The sequence below is a fragment of the Vibrio lamellibrachiae genome (assembly GCF_050337265.1).
Lineage (GTDB): Bacteria > Pseudomonadota > Gammaproteobacteria > Enterobacterales > Vibrionaceae > Vibrio > Vibrio kyushuensis.
Window position 1 is genome coordinate 162,453 of record NZ_JAKJSU010000008.1, and the last position, 23,743, is coordinate 186,195.

At 42.2% G+C, this 23,743-nt stretch carries 22 protein-coding genes; 16 read left to right on the forward strand and 6 right to left on the reverse strand.

The window, feature by feature from the left end; genetic code table 11:
- The first annotated feature begins 295 nt into the window (after positions 1 to 295).
- The 4 genes from deoC to deoD all read left to right on the forward strand — a co-directional run bounded on the left by deoC (position 296) and on the right by deoD (position 4,550).
- Entirely contained in the window at positions 296 to 1,072 is a 777-nt protein-coding gene (gene deoC, locus L4C54_RS13960; RefSeq protein WP_428808664.1) for a deoxyribose-phosphate aldolase, read from the forward strand.
- A gap of 123 nt (positions 1,073 to 1,195) precedes the next feature.
- Positions 1,196 to 2,539 carry a thymidine phosphorylase gene (gene deoA, locus L4C54_RS13965; protein ID WP_428808665.1) on the forward strand — a complete coding sequence of 448 codons (1,344 nt, stop codon included), beginning with the start codon at positions 1,196 to 1,198 and terminating at the stop codon, positions 2,537 to 2,539.
- An 18-nt stretch (positions 2,540 to 2,557) separates the two neighbouring features.
- The gene (locus L4C54_RS13970) at positions 2,558 to 3,778 is read left to right on the forward strand and encodes a phosphopentomutase (RefSeq protein ID WP_428808666.1); all 1,221 of its coding nucleotides are present in this window, start codon (positions 2,558 to 2,560) and stop codon (positions 3,776 to 3,778) included.
- Between the two features lie 52 nt (positions 3,779 to 3,830).
- Positions 3,831 to 4,550 carry a purine-nucleoside phosphorylase gene (gene deoD / locus L4C54_RS13975; protein ID WP_428801071.1) on the forward strand — a complete coding sequence of 240 codons (720 nt, stop codon included), beginning with the start codon at positions 3,831 to 3,833 and terminating at the stop codon, positions 4,548 to 4,550.
- Between the two features lie 127 nt (positions 4,551 to 4,677).
- On the opposite strand, the gene L4C54_RS13980 is transcribed toward deoD, so the two are convergent.
- Positions 4,678 to 5,280, reverse strand: coding sequence for a YtjB family periplasmic protein (locus tag L4C54_RS13980; protein WP_428801070.1), 603 nt, complete (start codon positions 5,278 to 5,280; stop codon positions 4,678 to 4,680).
- A gap of 121 nt (positions 5,281 to 5,401) precedes the next feature.
- Here L4C54_RS13980 and serB point away from each other — a divergent pair, with 121 nt between their 5' ends.
- Positions 5,402 to 6,382, forward strand: a complete 981-nt coding sequence (gene serB / locus L4C54_RS13985; RefSeq protein ID WP_428801069.1) for a phosphoserine phosphatase — start codon at positions 5,402 to 5,404, stop codon at positions 6,380 to 6,382.
- A gap of 124 nt (positions 6,383 to 6,506) precedes the next feature.
- Here the strand turns inward: serB and L4C54_RS13990 are convergent, their stop codons facing one another.
- Positions 6,507 to 8,852, reverse strand: coding sequence for a PilZ domain-containing protein (locus L4C54_RS13990; RefSeq protein WP_428808667.1), 2,346 nt, complete (start codon positions 8,850 to 8,852; stop codon positions 6,507 to 6,509).
- A 174-nt stretch (positions 8,853 to 9,026) separates the two neighbouring features.
- Between L4C54_RS13990 and radA the strand changes: the two genes are divergently transcribed.
- Entirely contained in the window at positions 9,027 to 10,406 is a 1,380-nt protein-coding gene (radA, locus tag L4C54_RS13995; RefSeq protein WP_428808668.1) for a DNA repair protein RadA, read from the forward strand.
- A 237-nt stretch (positions 10,407 to 10,643) separates the two neighbouring features.
- Positions 10,644 to 12,728: an elongation factor G gene (gene fusA, locus L4C54_RS14000; RefSeq protein ID WP_428801066.1), complete on the forward strand. Its 2,085-nt coding sequence runs from the start codon at positions 10,644 to 10,646 to the stop codon at positions 12,726 to 12,728.
- A gap of 73 nt (positions 12,729 to 12,801) precedes the next feature.
- Here fusA and L4C54_RS14005 read toward each other — a convergent pair whose 3' ends face one another.
- Positions 12,802 to 13,017, reverse strand: coding sequence for a VF530 family protein (locus tag L4C54_RS14005; RefSeq protein WP_428801065.1), 216 nt, complete (start codon positions 13,015 to 13,017; stop codon positions 12,802 to 12,804).
- Between the two features lie 120 nt (positions 13,018 to 13,137).
- The gene (locus L4C54_RS14010) at positions 13,138 to 14,085 is read right to left on the reverse strand and encodes a LysR substrate-binding domain-containing protein (RefSeq protein WP_428808669.1); all 948 of its coding nucleotides are present in this window, start codon (positions 14,083 to 14,085) and stop codon (positions 13,138 to 13,140) included.
- Between the two features lie 106 nt (positions 14,086 to 14,191).
- Here L4C54_RS14010 and L4C54_RS14015 point away from each other — a divergent pair, with 106 nt between their 5' ends.
- Positions 14,192 to 14,398 (forward strand): DUF1127 domain-containing protein, encoded by a 207-nt coding sequence (locus L4C54_RS14015; protein WP_428801063.1) that lies wholly within the window; start codon positions 14,192 to 14,194, stop codon positions 14,396 to 14,398.
- A 207-nt stretch (positions 14,399 to 14,605) separates the two neighbouring features.
- On the opposite strand, the gene L4C54_RS14020 is transcribed toward L4C54_RS14015, so the two are convergent.
- Together L4C54_RS14020 and L4C54_RS14025 are read right to left on the reverse strand one after the other, a co-directional pair.
- Positions 14,606 to 16,291: an AMP-binding protein gene (locus tag L4C54_RS14020; RefSeq protein WP_428801062.1), complete on the reverse strand. Its 1,686-nt coding sequence runs from the start codon at positions 16,289 to 16,291 to the stop codon at positions 14,606 to 14,608.
- Positions 16,292 to 16,424: 133 nt separating this feature from the next.
- Entirely contained in the window at positions 16,425 to 17,165 is a 741-nt protein-coding gene (locus L4C54_RS14025; protein ID WP_428808670.1) for a helix-turn-helix transcriptional regulator, read from the reverse strand.
- Positions 17,166 to 17,640: 475 nt separating this feature from the next.
- On the opposite strand from L4C54_RS14025, the gene L4C54_RS14030 reads away from it, so the two are divergent.
- The 8 genes from L4C54_RS14030 (at position 17,641) to L4C54_RS14065 (ending at position 23,743) form a co-directional block, all read left to right on the forward strand.
- Positions 17,641 to 17,802 (forward strand): Flp family type IVb pilin, encoded by a 162-nt coding sequence (locus L4C54_RS14030; protein WP_428808671.1) that lies wholly within the window; start codon positions 17,641 to 17,643, stop codon positions 17,800 to 17,802.
- Between the two features lie 79 nt (positions 17,803 to 17,881).
- Positions 17,882 to 18,058, forward strand: a complete 177-nt coding sequence (locus L4C54_RS14035; protein WP_428808672.1) for a Flp family type IVb pilin — start codon at positions 17,882 to 17,884, stop codon at positions 18,056 to 18,058.
- 24 nt (positions 18,059 to 18,082) lie between these two features.
- Positions 18,083 to 18,613, forward strand: a complete 531-nt coding sequence (locus L4C54_RS14040; protein ID WP_428808673.1) for a prepilin peptidase — start codon at positions 18,083 to 18,085, stop codon at positions 18,611 to 18,613.
- Between the two features lie 42 nt (positions 18,614 to 18,655).
- Positions 18,656 to 20,008 carry a DUF8689 domain-containing protein gene (locus tag L4C54_RS14045; RefSeq protein ID WP_428808674.1) on the forward strand — a complete coding sequence of 451 codons (1,353 nt, stop codon included), beginning with the start codon at positions 18,656 to 18,658 and terminating at the stop codon, positions 20,006 to 20,008.
- Positions 20,005 to 20,751, forward strand: coding sequence for a Flp pilus assembly protein CpaB (cpaB, locus tag L4C54_RS14050; RefSeq protein WP_428808675.1), 747 nt, complete (start codon positions 20,005 to 20,007; stop codon positions 20,749 to 20,751). Before L4C54_RS14045 ends, cpaB begins: the two co-directional genes overlap by 4 nt.
- Positions 20,752 to 20,759: 8 nt before the next feature.
- Positions 20,760 to 22,220, forward strand: coding sequence for a type II and III secretion system protein family protein (locus L4C54_RS14055; RefSeq protein ID WP_428808676.1), 1,461 nt, complete (start codon positions 20,760 to 20,762; stop codon positions 22,218 to 22,220).
- A 9-nt stretch (positions 22,221 to 22,229) separates the two neighbouring features.
- The gene (locus L4C54_RS14060; RefSeq protein WP_428808677.1) at positions 22,230 to 22,490 is read left to right on the forward strand and encodes a hypothetical protein; all 261 of its coding nucleotides are present in this window, start codon (positions 22,230 to 22,232) and stop codon (positions 22,488 to 22,490) included.
- Positions 22,491 to 22,510: 20 nt separating this feature from the next.
- Positions 22,511 to 23,743, forward strand: coding sequence for a TadE/TadG family type IV pilus assembly protein (locus L4C54_RS14065; protein ID WP_428808678.1), 1,233 nt, complete (start codon positions 22,511 to 22,513; stop codon positions 23,741 to 23,743).

Genomic DNA, 23,743 nt, shown 5'->3' on the forward strand with positions numbered 1-23,743 from the left:
GTATAGATTAAATAAAGCACTTCTGTTTGAGTGACCACTTATCACTTAACGGCAGCACATCTCATACAGGCAAATGATTTGCCTACGCAGGTACGTCCATCAGTGATGGTTGTGCCATGTACCATTTGGTACTGTGCGGTGACAAGGATAGCAATCAATACATGTTCGCTGTATGTATTGAGTCTTCAAGGAACCAAGTCCGTTCATTTAAGGCTACTGGGCTAACTATCGAGGTTATAACTAAAGATCTCATGCCCAGTGGTAAATGAATTGAATATATTGATCGGAGATAGAAATGAGCGATTTAAAAGCAGCAGCACTACGCGCACTTAAATTAATGGACCTTACAACGTTGAACGATGATGACACTGATGAAAAAGTGATCTCATTATGTCGTGATGCAAAAACAGCCATAGGTAATACTGCTGCAATCTGTATCTACCCTCGTTTTGTTCCTATTGCGAAGAAGACTCTTCGTGAGCAAGGCACTCCAGATGTGCGTATTGCGACAGTAACAAACTTCCCTCACGGTAACGATGATGTTGTTATTGCTGTTGCTGAAACAAAAGCTGCCGTTGCTTATGGCGCAGATGAAGTCGATGTGGTTTTCCCATACCGCGCACTGATTGCTGGTAATGCAGAAGTTGGTTTTGAGCTGGTTAAACAGTGTAAAGAAGCGTGTGGTGACATTCTTCTTAAAGTGATCATCGAAACGGGTGAACTTAAAGAAGAAGCATTAATTAAAAAAGCCTCTCAAATCTGTATTGAAGCGGGCGCTGATTTCATTAAAACCTCAACGGGTAAAGTGCCAGTAAACGCAACACCAGAATACGCACGCATGATGCTTGAAGTTATTCGTGACATGGGCGTTGCAAAAACAGTTGGTTTCAAACCTGCTGGTGGTGTTCGCACAGCTGAAGATGCTCAAGCTTACCTTGGTATGGCTGATGAGTTACTTGGCGCTGAGTGGGCAGATAATATGCATTATCGTTTTGGTGCATCAAGCCTGCTAACTAATCTATTAAATACATTAGAAGTAACAGACGAAACAGCAGATCCTGCAGCGTACTAATCGCTACTGGCTCTGAACTGAAAACAATAAGTCTGATTCGTGGAGTGACTAGGTCGAGTTGATCTAGTTCGCTCCATATACCTCTTACCTTACTAACCATGCTTAACCGCTTGGGAGGCTCTAATGTCTTTATCTCAAACTTTCTTACCTCAAGAAATCATCCGCAAAAAGCGTGATAACGAAATTCTAACGACTGAAGAAATTAACTTCTTCATTCAAGGTGTTGCGAAAAACACCGTATCTGAAGGCCAAATTGCGGCATTCGCAATGGCAATTTTCTTTAATGAAATGACCATGCCTGAGCGAATTGCTCTCACGTGTGCTATGCGTGATTCAGGCATGGTGATCGATTGGGGTCACATGAACTTTGATGGTCCAATCGTAGACAAACACTCAACTGGTGGTGTTGGCGATGTAACGTCATTAATGCTTGGCCCAATGGTGGCAGCATGTGGCGGATTCGTTCCAATGATCTCAGGCCGTGGCTTAGGTCATACTGGTGGTACTCTTGACAAGCTAGAGTCAATTCCTGGCTACAACATTACGCCAACCAACGATGTTTTTGGACAAGTCACTAAAGACGCAGGTGTTGCTATTATTGGTCAGACGGGCGATTTGGCTCCTGCTGATAAGCGCGTGTACGCCACTCGTGATATCACTGCGACCGTTGATAATATCTCACTGATCACTGCCTCTATTTTGTCTAAGAAATTAGCCGCAGGTTTAGACTCACTTGTAATGGATGTGAAAGTGGGTTCTGGCGCATTCATGCCAACGTATGAAGCATCTGAAGAACTGGCAAAATCAATCGTTGCTGTGGCGAACGGTGCCGGTACTAAGACAACTGCTATTTTAACCGACATGAACCAAGTTCTAGCTTCATCTGCTGGTAATGCCGTTGAAGTTCGAGAAGCGGTTCAGTTCCTAACGGGTGAATACCGTAACCCTCGTTTACTCAATATTACCTTGGCATCTTGTGCTGAAATGTTGGTGCTGGGTAATTTAGCCACTGACTCTGAAGACGCGCGCGCTAAGCTAATGGAAGTACTCGATAACGGCAAAGCTGCAGAGTGCTTTGGCAAAATGGTTGCAGGCCTTGGTGGTCCTGAAGATTTTGTACAAAACTATAATAACTACTTAGAAAAAGCAGAAATTATCAAACCTGTCTACGCATCTGAAAGCGGTGTTGTATCTGCGATGGATACTCGCGCTATCGGTATGGCTGTTGTTGGCATGGGCGGTGGACGCCGCGTTGCCACTGACAGTATCGACTACGCAGTAGGTTTTGATAACTTCATTCGTCTAGGTGAGGTAGCGACGAGCGATAAACCGCTAGCTGTTATCCATGCACGTAATGAAGAGCAATGGCAAGAGGCCGCATCTGCACTATTAAATGCAATTAGTGTGGGCGGAGAGTATCAAGCGACTCCAGATGTTTATCGTCAAATTCGTTCTGAAGACGTGTAAAGTCTGTTGGAGAGAGAAATGAAAAGAGCAATTATTTTAGTTTTAGATTCATTTGGTATTGGTGAAACAGCTGATGCGGATAGGTTCGGTGATGTTGGTGCAGATACCATGGGTCACATTGCAGAACAGTGCAGTAAAGGATTGGCAGATAATGCCGATCGCAGTGGGGCACTAAAGTTGCCTAACCTGTCAAAGCTTGGCTTTGCGATGGCTCACAAAGAATCAACGGGTAAGTTCGCTGCTGGTTTAGAAGAGAGTGTCGAAGTGATTGGTGCTTATGGTCATGCCGCAGAACTTTCTTCAGGTAAAGATACTCCTTCTGGTCACTGGGAAATTGCGGGTGTTCCTGTTCTGTTTGATTGGGGTTACTTTACCGACAAAGAGAATAGTTTCCCGAAAGAGCTCACTGATCGCATTCTAAAACGTGCAGGTCTGTCTGGTTTTCTAGGGAATTGCCATGCGTCGGGTACTCAAGTACTTGATGACTTGGGTGAAGAGCACATGAAGAGCGGTCTTCCGATCTTTTATACATCGGGTGACTCGGTATTCCAAATTGCCTGTCATGAAGAGACCTTTGGTCTAGATAACCTACTAGAGTTATGCCAAATCGCTCGTGAAGAGCTGGGTGATTACAATATTGGTCGTGTTATCGCGCGTCCGTTTGTTGGCGCTAAAGCGGGTGAATTTGCACGCACAGGTAATCGAAGAGATCTCTCTGTAGAGCCACCATCAGCAACTGTTTTACAAAAGCTCGTTGAAGAAAAAGATGGTCATGTACATTCGATAGGTAAGATCTCAGATATCTACGCTGGCTGTGGTATTACCAAGAAAACTAAAGCAACGGGCATTCCTGATCTGTTTGAAGCAACCAAAGAAGCAATTAAAGAAGCGGGTGACAATACGATTGTGTTCACTAACTTTGTTGACTTCGACTCTGCTTATGGCCATCGCCGTGATGTCGCTGGTTATGCTGCAGCACTCGAATATTTCGATAGTCGAGTGAATGAAGTGATTGAGTTAATGGAAGAAGATGACATTCTTATTCTAACCGCAGATCATGGTTGTGACCCAACTTGGCCTGGTAGTGATCATACTCGTGAACATATTCCAGTCATTGTGTACGGCAAAAATGTACCTGCGGGCTCATTAGGGCTTAGAGATACATTTGCAGATATTGGTCAAAGTTTGGCATCGTATTTCGGCACTTCGCCAATGGATTACGGTAAAAACTTTTTATAATGATGATTCAAGCCTAGTCATCAACTCTAGGCTTTCAACAAAGGATTAGATAATGGCAACTCCACATATTAATGCTGAAAATGGTGCTTTTGCAGACGTCGTTTTAATGCCTGGCGATCCATTGCGTGCTAAATACATTGCTGATACGTTTCTAGATAATGCCGTTCAGGTTTGTGATGTCCGCAATATGTACGGCTACACGGGCACCTACAAAGGTCGCAAGATCTCTGTAATGGGACACGGTATGGGCATTCCATCATGCTCTATTTATGTGACCGAGCTTATCAAAGACTTTGGTGTTAAGAAGATCATTCGAGTTGGTAGCTGTGGTGCAGTAAGCGAAGATATCAAGTTACGCGACGTTGTGATTGGCATGGGCGCGTGTACTGACTCAAAAGTAAATCGCATTCGCTTTAAAGATCATGACTTTGCCGCAATTGCAGACTATAAGATGGTTCGCAATGCTGAAGATGCAGCAAAAGCACGTGGTATTGAAGTAAAAGTCGGCAACCTGTTCTCTGCTGAACTGTTTTATACGCCAGATCCAGAGATGTTTGATGTGATGGACAAGTACGGCATTGTTGGTGTTGAAATGGAAGCAGCGGGTATTTACGGTGTCGCAGCAGAATATGGTGCAAAAGCGCTGGCGATTTGTACCGTTTCTGATCATATCAAAACCGGTGAGCAGACAACCTCTGATGAGCGCGCTACGACCTTCAATGAAATGATGGAAATTGCATTAGATTCAGTACTGCTTGGCGACGAAGATTAATCTGAGTGAATGACTCTCACTGTCACCTCTAGCAATAGAAAACAAAAAACCTCAGTTCGATATGACCTGAGGTTTTTATTGTTTGAGTGTTTAGACAAATGCTTGATCAGCTAAGTACTTGGAATATCTAGTGCCCTTGAAGTAGCAAGTTCTCGCCTTTGTTCTTTCTCTTTTTTCTAATCAGTAGCGGCATCAACACCCCACCAATAAAACTCATCAAAATCATTGTGTACATGTAACGATCACTCTTTCGATAGTGGTGATCTGAAATCGCTGTAACACGCCCTGTCTCAAAGGTTATGCGTACAAAGCCTATAATAGTTGAATCATGCATGATTGGTTCTACAAGCTGCTGACGGCCTATTCTAGCGGTAGATAAAGGCGTATCGAGTCCGAGCACTTCTCTTGCTGATAGAGCTTCATCACTAGCAGCTAACTTAACGCCTTCAGCATTATAAATTGTAGCGTCAAAAGAGAGGTGACTGTGAGTCAGTTGATTGGCCAGCTTAAGCAGTTTTTCCTGATCTTGTTGTAAGACAGGTTCACTCGCTGAAAGTGCGGCTTGTGAAATCAACATTTTGGTTAAGGTCTCGAGCTGATTATGTTGAATCTGCTCATTACCTTTGCTTATTTTAACACTATTGACTGCAATGACAGCCACCATAGCGAGTAGGGTAAGTACCGCAACGACTTTGATTGCTATACGAAATGAAAACAATGATTGATTCATAGCATTCCTAGACAGAATTATTTTACTGTCATTAATTTTATTTTACTTTCATTAATATTGATACTTGCGTTTTTAAATTGCAATAGGGTAACGTTGAGGAGTTATTTCAAGGATTAAAAACATGGACACGTTAAAGACACTCTCTATTAGAAGACACACTGCGCTTCTTAGCCGATTACCAGAAACTCGCTTTGCTAATCAACATGATAAAGCCAAAGCTAATTGGATTATATTTTCAACACAGCTTTCAGCTCAGCACTTTGAAGACATCGATGCCTACACAGGTGTTTATACGCCTATTGTTGAAACTTGGAAAGTAGGTCACTACGAAGTCGCGCTAATGTCTGGGCAACTTACTCAAGCGCATCAAGATATTGTTATTTCATTGGGGCTAGATTTCGCCAGTCTGGATGATATGCCTGACCTTTCTCTGCCTGGTTTGATTGTGATGGACATGGATTCAACAGCCATTCAGATTGAATGTATTGATGAAATTGCAAAACTTGCAGGCGTTGGAGAAGAGGTGGCTGAGGTTACTGAGCGTGCGATGCAAGGGGAACTCGATTTCGAACAGAGTCTTCGCCAACGTGTTGGTAAGCTTACTGGCGCGAATGAGTCGATTTTAGAAGCGGTACGTAGCGACCTGCCGTTCATGCCTGATTTAGAAGAACTCGTCACAACGCTCAATGCGCTGGGGTGGAAAACTGCCATCGCTTCAGGCGGTTTTACCTATTTCTCAGATTATCTAAAAGAGCAATTGAACTTACATCATGCTCAGTCAAATACCTTGGAAATTATCGATGGCAAGTTAACTGGCCATGTTTTAGGGGATGTTGTCTCTGCACAGACGAAAGCGGATATTCTACTCGACCTGTCTGAGCAGTACGATATTGAGCTGCACAATACTGTAGCGGTAGGCGATGGTGCCAATGATCTTGTTATGATGGATGCGGCAGGTCTGGGTATTGCTTATCACGCAAAGGCAAAAGTGGAACAGCAGGCACAAACAGCGATTCGATTTTCAGGGCTTGGTGGGGTGCTATGCATACTTTCTGCTGGGCTTGTAAAACAGAAGAAGTTGAGTTGGCAATCTAGACCTTAGGCTGACTATTATGTGAGTGAACGGTAGCCAAAAAACGGTAACCCAATGGCTGTAATTCAACGAATTATGCCATATATAGCGCGAGGAAGAGCCCTCGCGCGATTCTTTAAGCGACTTATTACTCTTATCGAGTCAGCTCTAATCGAACTAATACTTCATCGGTAATATCAACAATCTCACCGTAACCAACGGTTGAACTTATCTCTTTTTCCAAGCTTCTCGCTTGATGCATACTGATTTGAGTCAGCTCTTCAATATCCACTTTTAATAGATTACTCAGTGGTTCAAAAATGGGCGCGCCAGAGACTCGCAAAACATAAAAGTCACCCACATTCATCGCTTTTTTAATGAAAATAAGTCGTTCTTTATTGCTCTCAAACTCACTGCTTAACTTTGTCTGTAATGACTGAATTCGATTCCCAAAAATCAGTGCAGAGATATAAACCTCATGATATTGCGGAACAGCACCCTCAAGTCGCTTCATTGGTACAGAAAGAAGTGTCGTCATTCTTCCTTTATAAATAGGTTCTAATGAAAACTGTTTTTCAATGCCTAATCTTGCCATTAGTACTAAGTGTGGAGGAAGAGGGTAGTTCACACCGATCACCCTAGGGACTAATGAGCCTTTGATTTTTTCGATGAAGACAGGATTGCTGACCATCTTATCCAATAAAATATCGTGCAGCCCTTCAAGTAATTCATTACTAGGGAGTAGCTCTTTTTTCTGTGGCAGCTTTTTCTCATTGTGTTTTATTAGTCGATCAAAGAAGCCTATCGTTCTTAAATTCTGAGTCGAGTTATCGATACTCATTTGAACTTGTTGATCATCTGAACCGACACGTATTACCTGATAAGGAACTTCGCTGAGAGGCAACGATTTATCGTACAACTGCAATTCACGTAAGTTTACGGTACATCGGTCATTTGCGGTGATGTCACTGGGTGTATCAAGCTGAATACTTAAGCCATGCCTTGAGAGGTCAAGAGTATTGCCTGAATACACTTTTCCAGATTGTGTGGTTAATTCAACGGGTGACTTAAATTGATAGCGAGGCTCTTTTCGACGAGATTTTGCATCAAAATAGATAGAGGTTGGGTTGCCTATTATTTTTCGAGTATGTCGAAAGCGATTTAACGTCTTACTTGGTAGTTTCGGCTTTTGAGTGAAAAGATAATCCCCTGCTGAATCGCTATCAGCTATCTCTTGTAAAATACCGCAATGAGAGAGGGCTTCAGTATTGATACCCAACTCGTTGGCATGCTGCGCTAGTTGCTGACATTCAGGATCGGAGAGTTCAAAAATAGACAGCTTAAAGGCTTTCCAACTTTTTCGTCTTGCTCCTACGTGCCAGAACAATTGACGCTCTTCTCTCGTTGCTTCAGGCATCATCATTGAGAAGAAAAGAGATTTCCCTTCATGTTGATGCGTGAAAGAGTAAATTGTGTTGCTGCTGCCACGAATACCTGCCTTAGTCAGCAGTGAGATACGCTCTTCGTGAAACAGAGATCCCAAAGCCTGCTGGTTACGCTCATCTTGCCAATAGTTCCAAATGGGCAAGTTATTTTCGGTCATCAATATCAGCTTTAATTCACTACCACTAAAAAACAGTGGCAGATTGCAGGTATGTTTTAAATAGGTGTGTTCATAGCCACGAGTGCGAGCTCGAATTATTTTATCTTGGTTATCATGGCGAACTTTTTGTGAGTTGTTTTGTAGCGATTCTTCAATGACTTGATTGATGACATCAGATTCTGACACTTTGAGTGCCCGAATAAATTTAACCGCATCATTCTCATAACTATCATCAATTCCCACGACCCGATAGTTGAGCGGCAGAACAATCTCTTCAACTTCAGACGATTTTTGTAATTCAACAAATGAAACGCTAACAAGTTCGCCCAACTTATAGTTTATTGCGGCTGGAACTTTAAATTTAGCGCCAGAGGGAGACAGATCGATACTCACCGCATGAACAAGTTGCTTATTTTGCAAAGTAATTTCAACTTGAGAGTAAACCTTTAGGCGATTCTCTTGCCGTTTTAAGTCATAGCCCAGCGTTATTGGTTCAACATGAAAAGGGGTTGTCTCTGGTGACGACTCTTTTTGAGGCGTAATACCGTTTTGTTTCATTACTCTGAAATTATTCTTGGTATTAATTAAGGCTTCCCACATTCCTTCGGTGTAGCCGTTAAACTTCTTGAAATTCTTGTGGTAGGCATTGAAAGCCACATCATCGAGCCAGTGCTTTAAACCATCAAGCTCGTACTCTCGACACTCGCCTTGAACTCGACCTCTTAGGTCAATGGGTTTAGTGCAAGGTGCCATAACCCGATTTAATTCCATCTTTATGAGCAGTTTTGCTGACGGAGCTTCACCCTCTGTCATTTGTGACAAAAGGTAATCGAAATCCCCTGAATGAAAAGCGGGGATGAGTCTTTCTGCGATAGATAGAATTTCAGATTGCTGCATATTTTTCTGTTAGAGTAGTCCGTTACATTAACATCGGCAGAATCACCGAGATCTTTAGCCAGATGTTAACTCTCTAGGTGACCAAGTGGTGTTAGTCATCACTGAATGCGTCACGCGCTTTTCATCATTCGTTTAATTAAGTGCTTATTAAACAGTTTAGTAGATTGAGGAAACATGGCTAAGGCAAAACGTGCATACGTTTGTAACGATTGTGGTGCGGATTTTCCCCGCTGGCAAGGGCAATGTAACGCTTGTGGGGCTTGGAACACGATTACAGAGATTCGTTTGGCGGCATCACCAACGGTAGCGCGCAATGATCGTTTGTCTGGATATGCAGGCGGTATCAATGAATCAAAGGTTCAGGTTCTGTCTGAAATCGATCTACAAGAAGTGCCTCGATTTAGCAGTGGCTTTAAAGAACTAGATCGAGTACTTGGCGGTGGGGTCGTTCCCGGTGCTGCGATATTGATAGGTGGTAACCCTGGTGCTGGTAAGTCGACGCTTTTACTTCAGACCATGTGTTTGCTTTCAGCTCAAATGCCAACGTTATATGTAACGGGTGAGGAGTCGCTTCAGCAAGTCGCAATGAGAGCGTCACGCTTAGGTTTACCGAAAGAACACCTAAAAATGTTGTCGGAAACAAATGTAGACAAAATTTGTCAAATCGCTGAAAAAGAGCAGCCACGTATTATGGTGATTGATTCTATTCAAGTGATGAACGTTGCGGATGTGCAATCTTCACCGGGGAGTATTGCGCAAGTAAGAGAGTCTGCAACGATGCTGACCCGATACGCAAAGCAAAATAACGTTGCAGTCTTTATTGTCGGTCACGTAACTAAAGACGGTACATTAGCCGGTCCAAAAGTACTTGAGCATATTATTGATTGCTCAGTCTTACTTGATGGTGGTGCAGATAGCCGCTTTAGAACCATGCGAAGCCATAAAAACCGTTTTGGTGCGGTGAATGAACTAGGTGTGTTTGCCATGACAGGGCAGGGACTTAAAGAGGTGAGCAACCCTTCTGCTATCTTCTTATCCCGTGGTGAAGAAGAGACGTCGGGCAGTTCAGTCATGGTGGTATGGGAAGGAACGCGTCCTTTACTTGTCGAAATTCAAGCGTTGGTTGATTACTCTCAGCTAGCTAACCCGCGACGCGTATCCGTCGGTTTAGATCAAAACCGACTTTCTCTATTGTTAGCTGTATTGCATAAACACGGTGGCTTGCAGATGGCTGATCAAGATGTCTTTGTTAACGTAGTGGGTGGCGTTAAGGTCACTGAAACTAGTGCCGATCTTGCTTTGGTGCTCGCGTTACTATCAAGCTTTAAGGACAGAGCATTGCCGAAAGATGTGGTTGTCTTTGGTGAGGTTGGTTTGGCTGGAGAGATCCGCCCTGTACCAAGTGGCCAAGAACGATTGATGGAAGCGTTTAAGCATGGCTTTAAAAAAGCAATCGTTCCAGCCGCCAATATGCCTAAGAATGGTATCGACGGTATGCAAATTCATGGGGTTAAAAAGCTATCTGATGCAATTGCGGCTTTTGATGAGCTGTAAAGCAAATAAGAGAATTAGGTTTGTAAATCAGACCGAGGCTAAATAGACTACGCTCATTAATACCACGAGCAGTAGTGAGGATAATAAAAGCGTATCATTGATGTGCTTCTTATTGATTTTTGCTGAGTAGTGGCCTATAAAAGTTTTTTATCTTCTTCGTACACGCTAAGGGTACCAGTCTTGACGGATTATGGTATACTCTGCGCGCATTTTATATCCTATTAACAGAGTAAGACAATGGCAGATTTATCGAAGTACAGAAACATTGGTATTTTCGCGCACGTTGATGCGGGTAAAACAACTACCACTGAGCGAATCCTAAAGTTAACTGGTCAAATTCATAAGACTGGTGAAGTTCACGATGGCGAATCAACGACTGACTTTATGGAACAGGAAGCAGAGCGCGGTATTACTATCCAGTCAGCAGCTGTAAGTTGCTTCTGGGATAACCACCGTTTCAACGTTATCGATACTCCTGGACACGTTGACTTCACAGTTGAAGTATACCGTTCACTTAAAGTACTTGATGGCGGTATCGGCGTATTCTGTGGTTCTGGTGGTGTTGAACCACAATCAGAAACTAACTGGCGCTACGCGAACGAATCTGAAGTTGCACGTATCATTTTCGTTAACAAACTAGACCGTATGGGTGCTGACTTCTACCGTGTTGTTAAGCAGACTCAAGACGTACTAGGTGCTAACCCACTAGTAATGGTTCTACCTATCGGTATCGAAGACGATTTCACTGGTGTAGTAGACCTTCTTAGCCGTAAAGCGTACGTTTGGGATGACTCAGGTCTTCCAGAGCGTTACACAGTTGAAGATGTTCCTGCGGACATGGTTGACAAAGTAGAAGAATACCGCGAAATGCTGGTTGAAACTGCTGTTGAGCAAGACGATGACCTAATGGAAGCTTACATGGAAGGCGAAGAGCCATCTATTGAGCAACTAAAAGTATGTATCCGTAAGGGTACACGTACTATGGACTTCTTCCCAACATACTGTGGTTCAGCATTCAAAAACAAAGGTATTCAACTAATCCTTGATGCTGTTGTTGATTACCTACCTTCACCAACAGAAGTTGATCCTCAACCTCTAATGGATGAAGAAGGCGAAGAGACTGGCTCACACGCACTTGTTTCAGCTGACGAAACTTTCAAAGCGCTAGCATTCAAAATCATGGATGACCGTTTTGGCGCGCTAACGTTCGTACGTATTTACTCAGGTACATTGAATAAGGGTGACACAATCCTTAACTCATTTACTGGTAAAACAGAGCGTGTTGGCCGTATGGTTGAGATGCAAGCTGATGAGCGTAAAGAACTAACTTCTGCACAAGCGGGCGACATCATCGCTATCGTTGGTATGAAGAACGTTCAAACAGGTCACACTCTATGTGATCCTAAAGACCCAATCACACTTGAGCCAATGGTTTTCCCTGAACCAGTAATCTCAATCGCTGTAACGCCAAAAGATAAAGGCGGTTCAGAGAAGATGGGTGTTGCTATCGGTAAAATGGTTGCAGAAGATCCAACGTTCAAAGTAAACACTGACGAAGAGACTGGCGAAACTATCCTACGTGGTATGGGTGAGCTTCACTTAGATATCAAAGTAGATATCCTTAAGCGTACTTACGGCGTTGACTTAACAGTTGGTGCTCCTCAAGTTGCTTACCGTGAAACTATTACTCAAGCAGTTGAAGATAGCTACACGCATAAGAAACAGTCTGGTGGTTCTGGTCAATTCGGTAAGATCGATTACCGTATCAAACCAGGCGAAACAGGTTCTGGCTTTACGTTCTCTTCATCAGTTGTTGGTGGTAACGTACCTAAAGAATTCTGGCCTGCAGTAGAGAAAGGCTTCAAGTCAATGATGGACGAAGGTGTTCTTGCTGGATTCCCTGTTCTTGATGTTGAAATTGAGCTATTCGATGGTGGCTTCCACGCAGTCGATTCATCTGCTATCGCATTTGAAATCGCAGCGAAAGGTGCATTCCGTCAATCTATCCCTAAAGCAGGAGCTCAACTTCTAGAGCCTATCATGGCAGTAGACGTGTTTACTCCAGACGATCACGTTGGTGATGTTATCGGTGACCTTAACCGTCGTCGTGGCATGATCAAAGATCAACTAGCTGGCGTAACTGGTGTTCGTGTTCAAGCTGACATTCCTCTTTCTGAGATGTTTGGTTACATCGGTCACCTACGTACTATTACTTCAGGTCGTGGTCAATTCTCTATGGAATTCGCACACTACGCACCATGCCCAATGAATGTGGCTGAAGCAGTAATTGCTAAAGTTAAAGAAGAAAACGCTAAGAAATAATCGTTTTAGTCTCTAACTAAAAAGCCCCACTAGTGAAAGCTAGTGGGGCTTTTCGTATTTAGAACCTTTTTAACTAGGCTTGTTTCAGTTGAACGTAAATGGATTCCACTTTTGTTCTAGCCCACTCGGTTTTACGCAAAAATTTCAGGCTTGATTTAATACTAGGGTCGCTTTTAAAGCAGTTAATATTAACCATGCGGCTAAGCTCTTCCCATCCGTAATGTTCAACTAATTCAGTTAGTAACTTTTGAAGCGTGATGCCATGAAGAGGGTTATTTTCTTGTGTCATTATTCTCATTTCACTATTGTTAAGCGCAGCTGCTGTTGAGAGCAAGTGAGCTTTGGATTTTTTGTTTCATTGTGCATAGTATAGCAATTCTTTAAGGCCTAGTTACATTTCCATTTAAGCTTAGCTACGCTTCCATTTTAAAGAATAATCGCTCTCCTTAATGATCAACTCCTCGCGGCCTAAACTGGAAAACTGCTCGATTTGTTGCTTCATCCATTTTTCAAATACAATGATTTTTTCACGACGAAAATACCCAGCAGGGGCACATAAGTAATAACTAAAACGTGGCTTGAGAGCAATATTACTAATACGAACGAGCTTTCCTTCATCTAGGTAGCGTAAAGCAAGACTGTGCTTAACCAGTGCAACTCCTTGAACCGCTAAAGCACCTTCCAGTACAAAATGAGAACCGTCATATTGCAGTGTAGATTGACCACCTTTCACTCCGACTGAATCTAGCCATAATTGCCAATCCATATCAGGCCAACGATCTTCAATGAGTTCGGCTTTATAGAGGTCATCCACACTATAGATGCCGTGTTTTTCTTGATAAATAGGATGACAGACGGGATAAACCACCTCATCCATTAGCCATCGACTTTCGACATTTTTGTAATTGCCTTCTCCGTAACGTATACAGATATCAACACTTGAGTCCTGAAATGACACCACGTGATTAGACGGTTCAATTAACATGGATAGTTCAGGGTGTTGCTCTTTAAATTGACCAATACGAGGAACAAGCCAATGTTGAGCGAAAGAGGGTAATGTGGAAATAGAAAGCTGTGTTGGATTGGGGTCTTGGTTTATTTGTCGTATTCCATCTTGTAGATGAGCAAATCCTTTTTTGGCTTGTAAGTATAACGTTTCCCCTTCATGGGTTAAGACGACTTGTCTATGCTGACGAATAAACAAGTCAGTACCTACCCACTCTTCGAGTAATCTAATTTGCTGACTGATCGCTGCCGCTGTTACAAAAAGCTGAGCGGCGGCGGCTTTGAAACTGCCTAGCTTTGCGGCGGTATAAAAATAATAGATCCCCAAAAATGGAGGCATTCGTTCTTTCACATTAGTTTTCCTTAACTCAATGCCAATTTGTATCGTTTGTCCTATTTACCATAATGGTTGATTATTAACCTTGTCAACTGAGTTAATTAAAGGGAGATAGAGAGATATGAATACTTCAATCATGAATGGCACGAATACTATAAGCCGACCTTCATCTAATTTAATTAAGACTTTCTTTTCTATTATCAAGATGTGGGTGTCAAAATCCCGCTCAAGAAAACACCTTTCGGATCTTCCGGATCACCTACTCGCTGATGTAGGTCTGAGTGAAGAACAAGCGACTAAGGAAAGTAACCGAGTGTTTTGGGACTAAGACAAGAGTAAATAAACAACGTCGTTTAAGAGCTTAAATAAAATATTTGCTAACCTTCCTGTCTAGCATCACCTCAGTGTTAAGTATTCACACTGAGGTTTTTTATCTTTGTCGGTATAAACTCGCAATGAATAAAAAGGCTTGCTTTCACCTAATATCGAAAGCAAGCCATTTATCATTAGCTATAGTAGAGCGTCGGTAAATTAATTACTCTTCCCAAATCACCAGCTTATCTTTAGGCCAGTCAGCGCCGAGATCATGGTACTTTTGCTCCAAGATATGGCGCTTTATTTTGAGCGTAGGAGTGAGTACATTGTTTTCTATACTCCACGGTTCTTTGATCATCAATACACCTTTGATTTTCTCATGCGAACCAAGTTGTGCGTTCATTTTTTCAATAACGCGCTCGGTAGTGCGTTCATAGCGTTTTCTGTCAAAGTTCGGGAAATCATGCGGAACGACAAGTAAGATTGGCCCAGGAAGCCCAAGGCCGATAAGACACATCATTTCGACACGGCTGTATTCAAATAGTTTTTTCTCGATAGGAACTGGGGCGACAAATTTACCTTTAGCAGTTTTAAAGGTGTCTTTCTTACGCCCTTGGATCCAGAGATACCCGTCAGCGTCAATCGATCCTATATCACCAGTATGTACCCAACCTTCACTATCAAAAGTCTCTTTTGTCGCGATATCATTTTTGTAGTAACCAGAGAATAAGCCCTTACCACGAACCATAATTTCACTGTCTTGAGCGATTTTCAGTTCAATCCCTGGGCCTGCATCACCAACCGTGCCAATTTTGTCTTCTCTAAACGGATAGTTGATCGTGCTATAAGCGAATGTTTCCGTCATTCCCCAAGCTTCAGTAATGTTTAATCCAACACTGTGGTACCAGTTGAGTAATGCCGCAGAAACAGGAGCAGATCCACAACCTAATACTCTTGCTTGATCAAGCCCTAGTCCTTCAGCGAGTTTCTTTTTGATCAAACTATTGATAAATGGAATCTTAAGAAGAAGGTTTAGTTTACGTGGTGGAAGTTTGTCTTGAATGCGCTGCTGGAATAAAGTCCATAAACGAGGTACAGAGATAAACAGAGTCGGACGTTGCATTTTAACGTCTTCAATAAAGGTATCTAACGACTCAGGGAAGGCAGTCACCACGCCACCCATAATTGAGCAGCCAAATATGTAAACACGCTCGGTAATGTGTGCAAGCGGCAGATATGAGAACAGTCTGTCACCATCTTGTATACCAATATGGTTTACCAACTGTTGAACAGACCAACTGAATGCACCATAGGTCAACATTGCCCCTTTAGGCTGGCCAGAGGTTCCAGATGTGTACACCAATGACATCAATTTATCATCGCAATGTTCTGGTCTAAAAGTAGAGGGCTCTACTTCCGTTATAAGATCTTCAAACTGGTATTGGCAACTTGGCGCGCTATCGTATGGCAGAGCGATGCTAATAATGTCAGGTAAGTTCGAGAGTACTTCTTGAGTCGCTTTAGCATCATCGAGCTTACCAGCAATGATGAACTTACTTTCACTGTGTGTCGCACAATACTCTATGGTTTCTGCGCCTGCCGTAGGGAAGATGGGCACGCTAACGAAATCACCTAGCATCATAGCCAAATCACAGATAAACCACTCAGCGCAGTTTTTTGAAATGAGCGCGACCTTGTCACCAGGTTCTGCACCAAGTTTATTCAAGGCACTCACAAGGCGTAGCGCTTTGTCCGCTACTTCAGCGTAAGTAAACTCAACAAACTGTCGATTGATGATTTGTTTAAGGTACACCTCATTGGGCCGCTCTTGAGACCACTTTAAAATCAACTCGTTTGGTGGGGGGAGAGTACAAGTAGGTTTTGTCATTTGATTAGGCTGAATCATTCTCTAACTCCATGTATTAGAAGTGATGCATTAATTATTATGTTATTTAATTGTTAATCACTAGTTAACACTAGCACGAGCGTTAGGGAGGTGAAAGATTATGAAGGGATTTTGATCGATTAGAGTGATCTATCTAATGGAACTGCCTGAAAACACCGGGAGAAATTCCAGTCTTCTTCTTAAAAATGCGTGAAAAGTAGGAAACATCGTTGTAACCACACTGGTAAGCAATAACTGCAATTTTGTTCTTTTTATCGTCTTGTAAAAGTTGTTTGGCGAGTTCGATTCGTTTTGTAGTTAGGTAATCACGAAAGCTGATCCCCAAGGATTTGTGGAACACCTTTGAAAAGTAGCTGACGGAATAGTGGCAATAATCAGCAATATCCTCTTCTCTGATTGTTTTAGCAATATTGAGGTCTATATAACGCAGCACTTCAATTATATCCTTACTAATTGACTGATTATTAAGACCAACTTCATTTTTGTGGATATCTAATACAGATTGATGATCGGTGAAGCGATAGTGAATATTACGACTAAGATTTTCGCACCAGTCATAAATGTCAAAATTATTTAGATCGAAATGATCAAAAACAATATTTAACTCAACAATATCGTCATCTATTTCACCTTTATGGATAATGATCAGTTGTTTATGAAGGTTTTGACAAAGCTTTATTGCTGTAAGTAGTAGTGGGTGGTTGGCATGTTTATCAAAAAAGAAAAAACAAACATTTATATTAGGGTCGCTCAAAATAGACACATCGTGTCCACTTTCAATCACCTTAAAGAATTTTTCGATACTAAATAGCGTATCTTTTGATATGTATGATACTGATTGCCCAATCCAATGGCCTGCGTGAAGAACATCCATAATATAGTAGCCTTAGATTAGCTAGTTCTTAATAACTAATTTAAGGCTAGTCATAGGTAGAAATATTTCAAGACAATGGTGATAGAAGAGTTCTTATTGATTGTATTGTTAGTTAAGTTTACCACTTAGTGTGATCCTTGTTCAGAAATTATCCATAATAAAAGATAGTCAAGTATCAATATTAAGAATGACAAAGGTTAGGGTTAATAAAACTCTTAATGGAAAGTTCTTAAAGGAAAACGTTCTTTTACCTCAATAAGTTAATGAGTTTTACTACGACTTGTCTGCTTTTCTCATTGTTGTTTGTGTGAGTTAAAATTAGTTGTTTGTCGTTATTACTACTAAAAAAAATCAATATTTAATGATAAGAAAGTACCAAAATGTAGTAAAAAAGTCCTAACTAATAGTTTTATTACTATCTAAATTGTTAGTTAGCAATTGTACTTAATTGCTTAATTTGGAAGGAGACCAAAAGATGAATGTATTTATGAAAAATATTAAAGCGTTTATGCAGGACGAAGAAGGATTAACAGTGGTTGAGTACGTTGTTGGCGCTGGCTTGCTTGTTATTGCATTAGGTTCAATATTCACAGCATTTGGTGAAGCTATGATAACGGAATTGGGAACTGTATTCTAATTCGCAGGACCATACTTAATAGTCTACATTTAATATCGACTAAACAAAAAATCATTTAGTCGATATTAACTGGAGACGCATGATGAACCATTTTCTCAAAACGATTAATGAGTTTATCGATGATGAGGAAGGACTTACTTTTGTCGAATACCTTGTTGGCGCTGGAGCCTTGATTGTCGGTCTTTCAGGCTTATTTACCGTATTTTATGGGATCTTGAGTGGAGAGATGGGCTCGATATTTGATGATCCTGAATAAAAATACCCTCGAGATTATTAAATAATGGAATATCTAATTTGGGCTGGATTGCTTTTTGTCGCCACGACTGATGCAAGAGAAAATCGAATACCTAACCTTGCACTCCTCTACTTACTAATCATTACCTTATTAAATCAGTTCTTTTCTTCTGAGCCATTGATTGCTATTAGCACATCTTTACTGGCGGGGTTCATCATGTTCTTTGGTGCCTTGATAATGCACATGTTTCGTATTATGGCTCCTGGTGATGTTAAGTTGTTGGGCGTAATAGGAGTAATAGTAGGTTGGGGGCAGCTTATGAGCACAACTTTTTGGATTGCGGTATCCAGCATATTAATTGGTGCGTTGTATAGCTGTATGCGAATGGCTGAAAATCCGGTTTCATTTCAACAAGTGGTGAGAAAATATACTATGCTTTTTGCATACGGCAAAGGGGTTAAGACTGCTCTTTCTGATCATACAAAAAGTAATACCGAGATGCTGAGAATGCCATTTGCACCCGTTGTCGTTATAGGGTTAGCAATGCAAAGTTTTTTTAATGGAATGATAGTTTAGCTAGACAGCTCTTTAGCGAGAGAACCATTACAAGGAGTCTCCGTGAATACGACATCGAGTGAAGGTAGACATAGAGAAGAGTTAACGCCCCAAGCGGAGGCTCCCAAAGTACCTACTTCTTTTGAAGGATTAGGGGTACCTAGAGCGGTTGTCGAAAACTTACTCATCAAACAAATCGCAGCATTCCCAAAATCTGATCTTCTTAATCTAACCAAACTTATGTGTATTAATAGCCATCTTATCGAAGATATGATCGCCAATTTGCGCAAAAAATCCCTAGTCGAAGTATTTCAAGCTGCCAGTGAAGGGTTCATGTCTCAAGAGACTGGCGGAACGGTCCGTTATGGCCTTTCTGAAACGGGGATGCAAGAAGCTGATTCCGCATTTACAAAAGATGCCTACCTTGGGCCAACACCGGTTTCACTGAGCGACTATTACCAGATGGTCAAGGATCAAGACGTGCGAGCTAGGGTGGTGACCAAAGCCGATGTTACCCACGCGCTTAGTGATGTATATGGAGCAGACCGAATGATTGGCGTGCTTGGGCCCGCAATTAATTCGGGCCGAGCTTTATTGCTGTATGGGGATGCAGGTACAGGTAAAACATTTGTTGCCACTCGACTACTCAATTCATTAAACACTTCTGTATACATTCCTTATGCGGTTTACGCTGCAGGTAACATAATTAAAGTGTTCTCTCCGCAACATCATAAACGCGTTGATGGTAATTCAGATGGTCAGAGCTTGCTGTTTAAAGAGCAGTTTGATCGTCGCTGGGTACTCAGTGAGCGACCTAATATTCAAGTGGGTGGTGAACTGACTATGGACATGCTTGAGGTCAACCACAGTGAGCATAACCGTGTTTGGATGGCCCCTCTTCAGATGATGGCAAATAACGGCATCTTCATTATTGATGACTTAGGAAGGCAGCCAATGCCCGTCGATACTCTGCTCAATCGATGGATTGTGCCAATGGAGTATTTCTTTGATCACTTATCCTTGCCAAATGGTCAACAAATTACGATACCTTTTATTTTGACATTGGCATTTTCAAGTAATTTAGATCCTCAAACAATCGCTGATCCCGCCTTCTTGCGTCGCTTAGGTTACAAAATTCAATTTTACGCATTGCAGGATAGTGAATATAAAGCGCTTTGGGGAAAGATCGCTGAGGGGAGAAAGCTAGCCATTGAACCAGCAGTTTTTGAAAATCTATTCAGTTTACATCGTCAACATAGCGTGGGTTTTTATCCTTGTTTACCCAAAGATATGGTGGGTATTAGTAGGGATATCATTGCATTTGAAGACATAGAGCCTGTAATTACTCCAGAAATATTAACACGGGCATGGGAAGTCTACTTTACCGCTGATGGTAAAGGGGGAGGAGCTAGATGAGTAAGCAACAAGTCATTTTATTGTTCATGTTATCCATTCTTTTTGGTTTGGGCGCTGTATTTTTTGCTAAACAATGGATGGACAGTCAAGTTCAGCCTACGATTGAAACCGAAGTTGTCGAGCGAGAGCCCGTTGTTATTGCTGCGCAGGCTATTCCTGCTGGTACCGTCATTGAAGAACAGCACCTGACTTCTAAGTTACTTGAAGTGGATTGGAGGGAAGAGAGTCAGTACGTAGATGAAAGTGTGGTTGTAGGCCTAGTGGCAGAATCGGATATTTTCCAAGGTGAGCTAATTAACCCACTACGTGTGACATCAGGCGCTGCTGGCTCAACCTTAGCAGCATTGATTTCTGAAAATATGCGAGCTGTAACTATACGTGTTGACGATGTCATTGGCGTGGCTGGTTTTTTGTTACCTGGTAATTCTGTTGATATTTTGAGTACGATTGAGTACAGCAAAACCTACACTAAAACATCGACCGTATTGAAGGATATTAAAGTATTAGCGGTGGATCAAACCGCCAAAACGCAAGAGAACTCACCGGTTGTTGTTCGAGCAGTAACACTGGAAGTATCTCCCAAAGATGCCGAAAAATTACTTACGGCAAAAAGTAAAGGTACGATTCAACTAGCTTTACGAAACCCTCATGAACCAGAGGAGAAAGTAGTGAAGAGGCGCGTTGCACCTAGTGTCACTATAATCAAAGGGACGCAGTCTTCAAATATTCGAGTTAAGGACTAAGGTGCATCATGAGAAAGATAATTATATTTTTCACCCTACTATTCTTGAGTGCGACAGCAGTGGTGACCGCATCGACTCAAACAGGGAAAATCGTTAAGGTCCCTCACCATAAATCGACACATGTTAATTTGTCAGCTAAAGCGAAGCGTGTGTCGTTAGGCGATCCCGATGTGCTTGATATTGTCATGCTGAAATCGGATGAACTGTTTCTTATAGGTAAAAAGCTTGGGTCTACAAACCTAATGGCCTGGGATAGTAAAGGACAGCTGATTGAATCGATAGATATAGAAGTCACCCATGACCTAAACAGCCTAAAGGCTAAGCTGTTTGAGTTTCTTCCTGATGAGAATGTCAAAGTACACAGTGCACAGAATCGCTTAATCTTGAGCGGGCAAATAAGCTCCCAAGAGAAGATGAATGTTGCACTACGTGTTGCTGAAACCTATGCAGTGGGGCAAGTTGCAGATGAAGAAAACGAATCAGGTAGTGAGCAAGTAACAAAAGCGGGTGTTATTAACTTAATGTCAATTGGTGGTGCCCAGCAAGTAATGTTAGAGGTGACGGTTGCTGAAGTTCAACGAAGTCTAGTGAGAAAGTTTGATGCCAACTTTCATTTCTTCCAATCCAGTGGGTCTGAATTTGGTTGGGGAGCGGCGTCCGTTGGAAGTGCTTTAGATGGAGCGACTCCAATATTTAATCTACCGGGCAGTAGTGATTACGGTCTATTAGGTTCATTTGTTGACGGTAATACACTATTTAGCTTTGCGCTTGATATCGCGAAACAAACGGGTGCAGCTAAAGTTCTTGCTGAGCCAAATCTCACTGCATTAAGCGGCGCTAGAGCTGAGTTTTTAGCAGGTGGTGAATTTCCTATCCCCGTTCCAGACCAAGACGGTATTACCATTGAATATAAAGAGTATGGGGTCGGTCTAAAGTTCATTCCTACTGTATTAAGTGATAAGAAAATCAACCTAAACCTTGCTATTGATGTAAGTGAAATTGCTAACTCAAGCTCGCTTACTCTTAGTCCTACTGATACGAATAGTACTTATATCATTCCCCCAATTACACGTCGTAGTGCTTCTTCAACACTAGAGCTCGCCGATGGTCAAACGATAGGGATTGCTGGATTATTGAGCGAAAATGTTCGAGATGTCGCGACTAAGATGCCGGGCTTTGGTGATATCCCAGTTCTAGGTCAGCTGTTTAATAGTTCCGAGTATGTTTCGGGTGAAACTGAGCTAGTAATTCTTGTGACACCTCGCTTAGCCAAACCGATAGATCGAAGTCGAATCTCATTGCCTACAGACGCATTTGTTGAACCAAATGATGTTAAGTACTACTTGTTGGGTCAAGGAGCTTATATAGCTGAACCAAGTGGCAATAGTAATAAATCACCAGAAAATGCTGCCGAGTTTATGGAGTATTCGCAAGGTGGATCTGAAGGTTCATTTGGACATAGTTTATAGGAGATCAGCATGAACAAAATCAAAATAGTGACAGCATTGTTGAGTTTTGGTGTGCTTGTAGGCTGTGCAAATGATGCGAAGTTAGGACATCACATGGCAAGCGTAAAAGCGGAGCAAACGTACAATCCTAATGCAACAGCAGAGAATGCATCAATCATTCCATCAGGCAGTGGTGAACGAATGGAAGGGGCTTATCAAGTCTACACAGGGTTACAAAGTGAAAGCTTGAAAGGTACTGAGAGTCAAGTATTACAAGGGTTTGCACAGTAGTAGCCCTTAAGGACCACAAAATGAATCGAAGTAAACTCGCTACTCGAACAAGGGGGAAGGAGTCTGGTTTGGTATTAGTCTTAGTGACAATGGCAATGCTCGCATTAATAGGTGTTGTTGCGCTCACTATAGATGTAAACCATGGCCTAATGAATAAGACACGCCTACAAAATGGTGTGGATGCAGCGGTGCTCGCTGCTGCATTAGTCATTGATAATGACGGAACCACAGCCGAAGCCACGACGGTTGCAAATACCACACTCACTACTGTTGCAGGTGCAACAGGCAACAGTGAGATGGACTTCTCTGCGGCCACAATCAGTGTCCAGTACTCCAATGATCCCAAGGTTTTCCCTGATGGTAGTTATACCAGCACTGAAGATACCTACGTTCGAATATCCGTTTCTGACTACGAACTGGAAGAGTTCTTTATGCAAATATTTGGGATGACCAAAGAGATTACTGCTAGCGCAGTAGCTGGGCCAAGCCCTCCAGAGGTGATTTTAGTTAATATTGTGCCTATGGCGGTATGTGAAGGAGAAGATGGAGGAGCAAATGGATTTGACCCAGGAACATTATACGCAGTAAAGCTCCCATCTAATCAAAACTCAGATATGGGCCCGGGTAACTTTCAGCTTCTTGATTTTGGTTCTGGGGCCAGTACTGTAAGAGAGGCTCTAGCCGGTGGTTTTGAAACAGAAGTTAATATTAATGACCCAGTTTTAACTAAGCCCGGCAATACGGTTGGACCTGTAGGGCAAGGTTTAAATACTCGCTTTGGTCAATATGGTGGTGGTGGTGTCAATGCGACGGAGCACCCATCTGATGTTTATGTTCGTCAACCTGTTGAAGAAGCGACAATGGATAACAGTGGTGTTATCACATACGAGGACGAGTCAGGATCAGGGGGTGAGCCTTGGGGATACTCAGACTATGAAGCCGCTTTGCCTGATTGTACTGGTGATAGCGACTGTCGAATTGCACAAGGAGGTCAATATAACCGAAGGATTTTACCTGTACCAATAGTTGATTGCACAGGAGCTACTGGTGGTGTGAACTCATTTACAATTACAGCAATAGGTTGTTTCTTTCTACTACAAGAGGCACCTACAAACAATGGTAGTAAACAACCTGTATTTGGTGAGTTCATCGAAGAATGCACCGTTTCGGGTGGTGTACCAGGGCAAGATGCAGATACAGATGGACCGTATAAAATTGTTTTATATAAAGATCCTCTGAGTACGGAGTCGTGA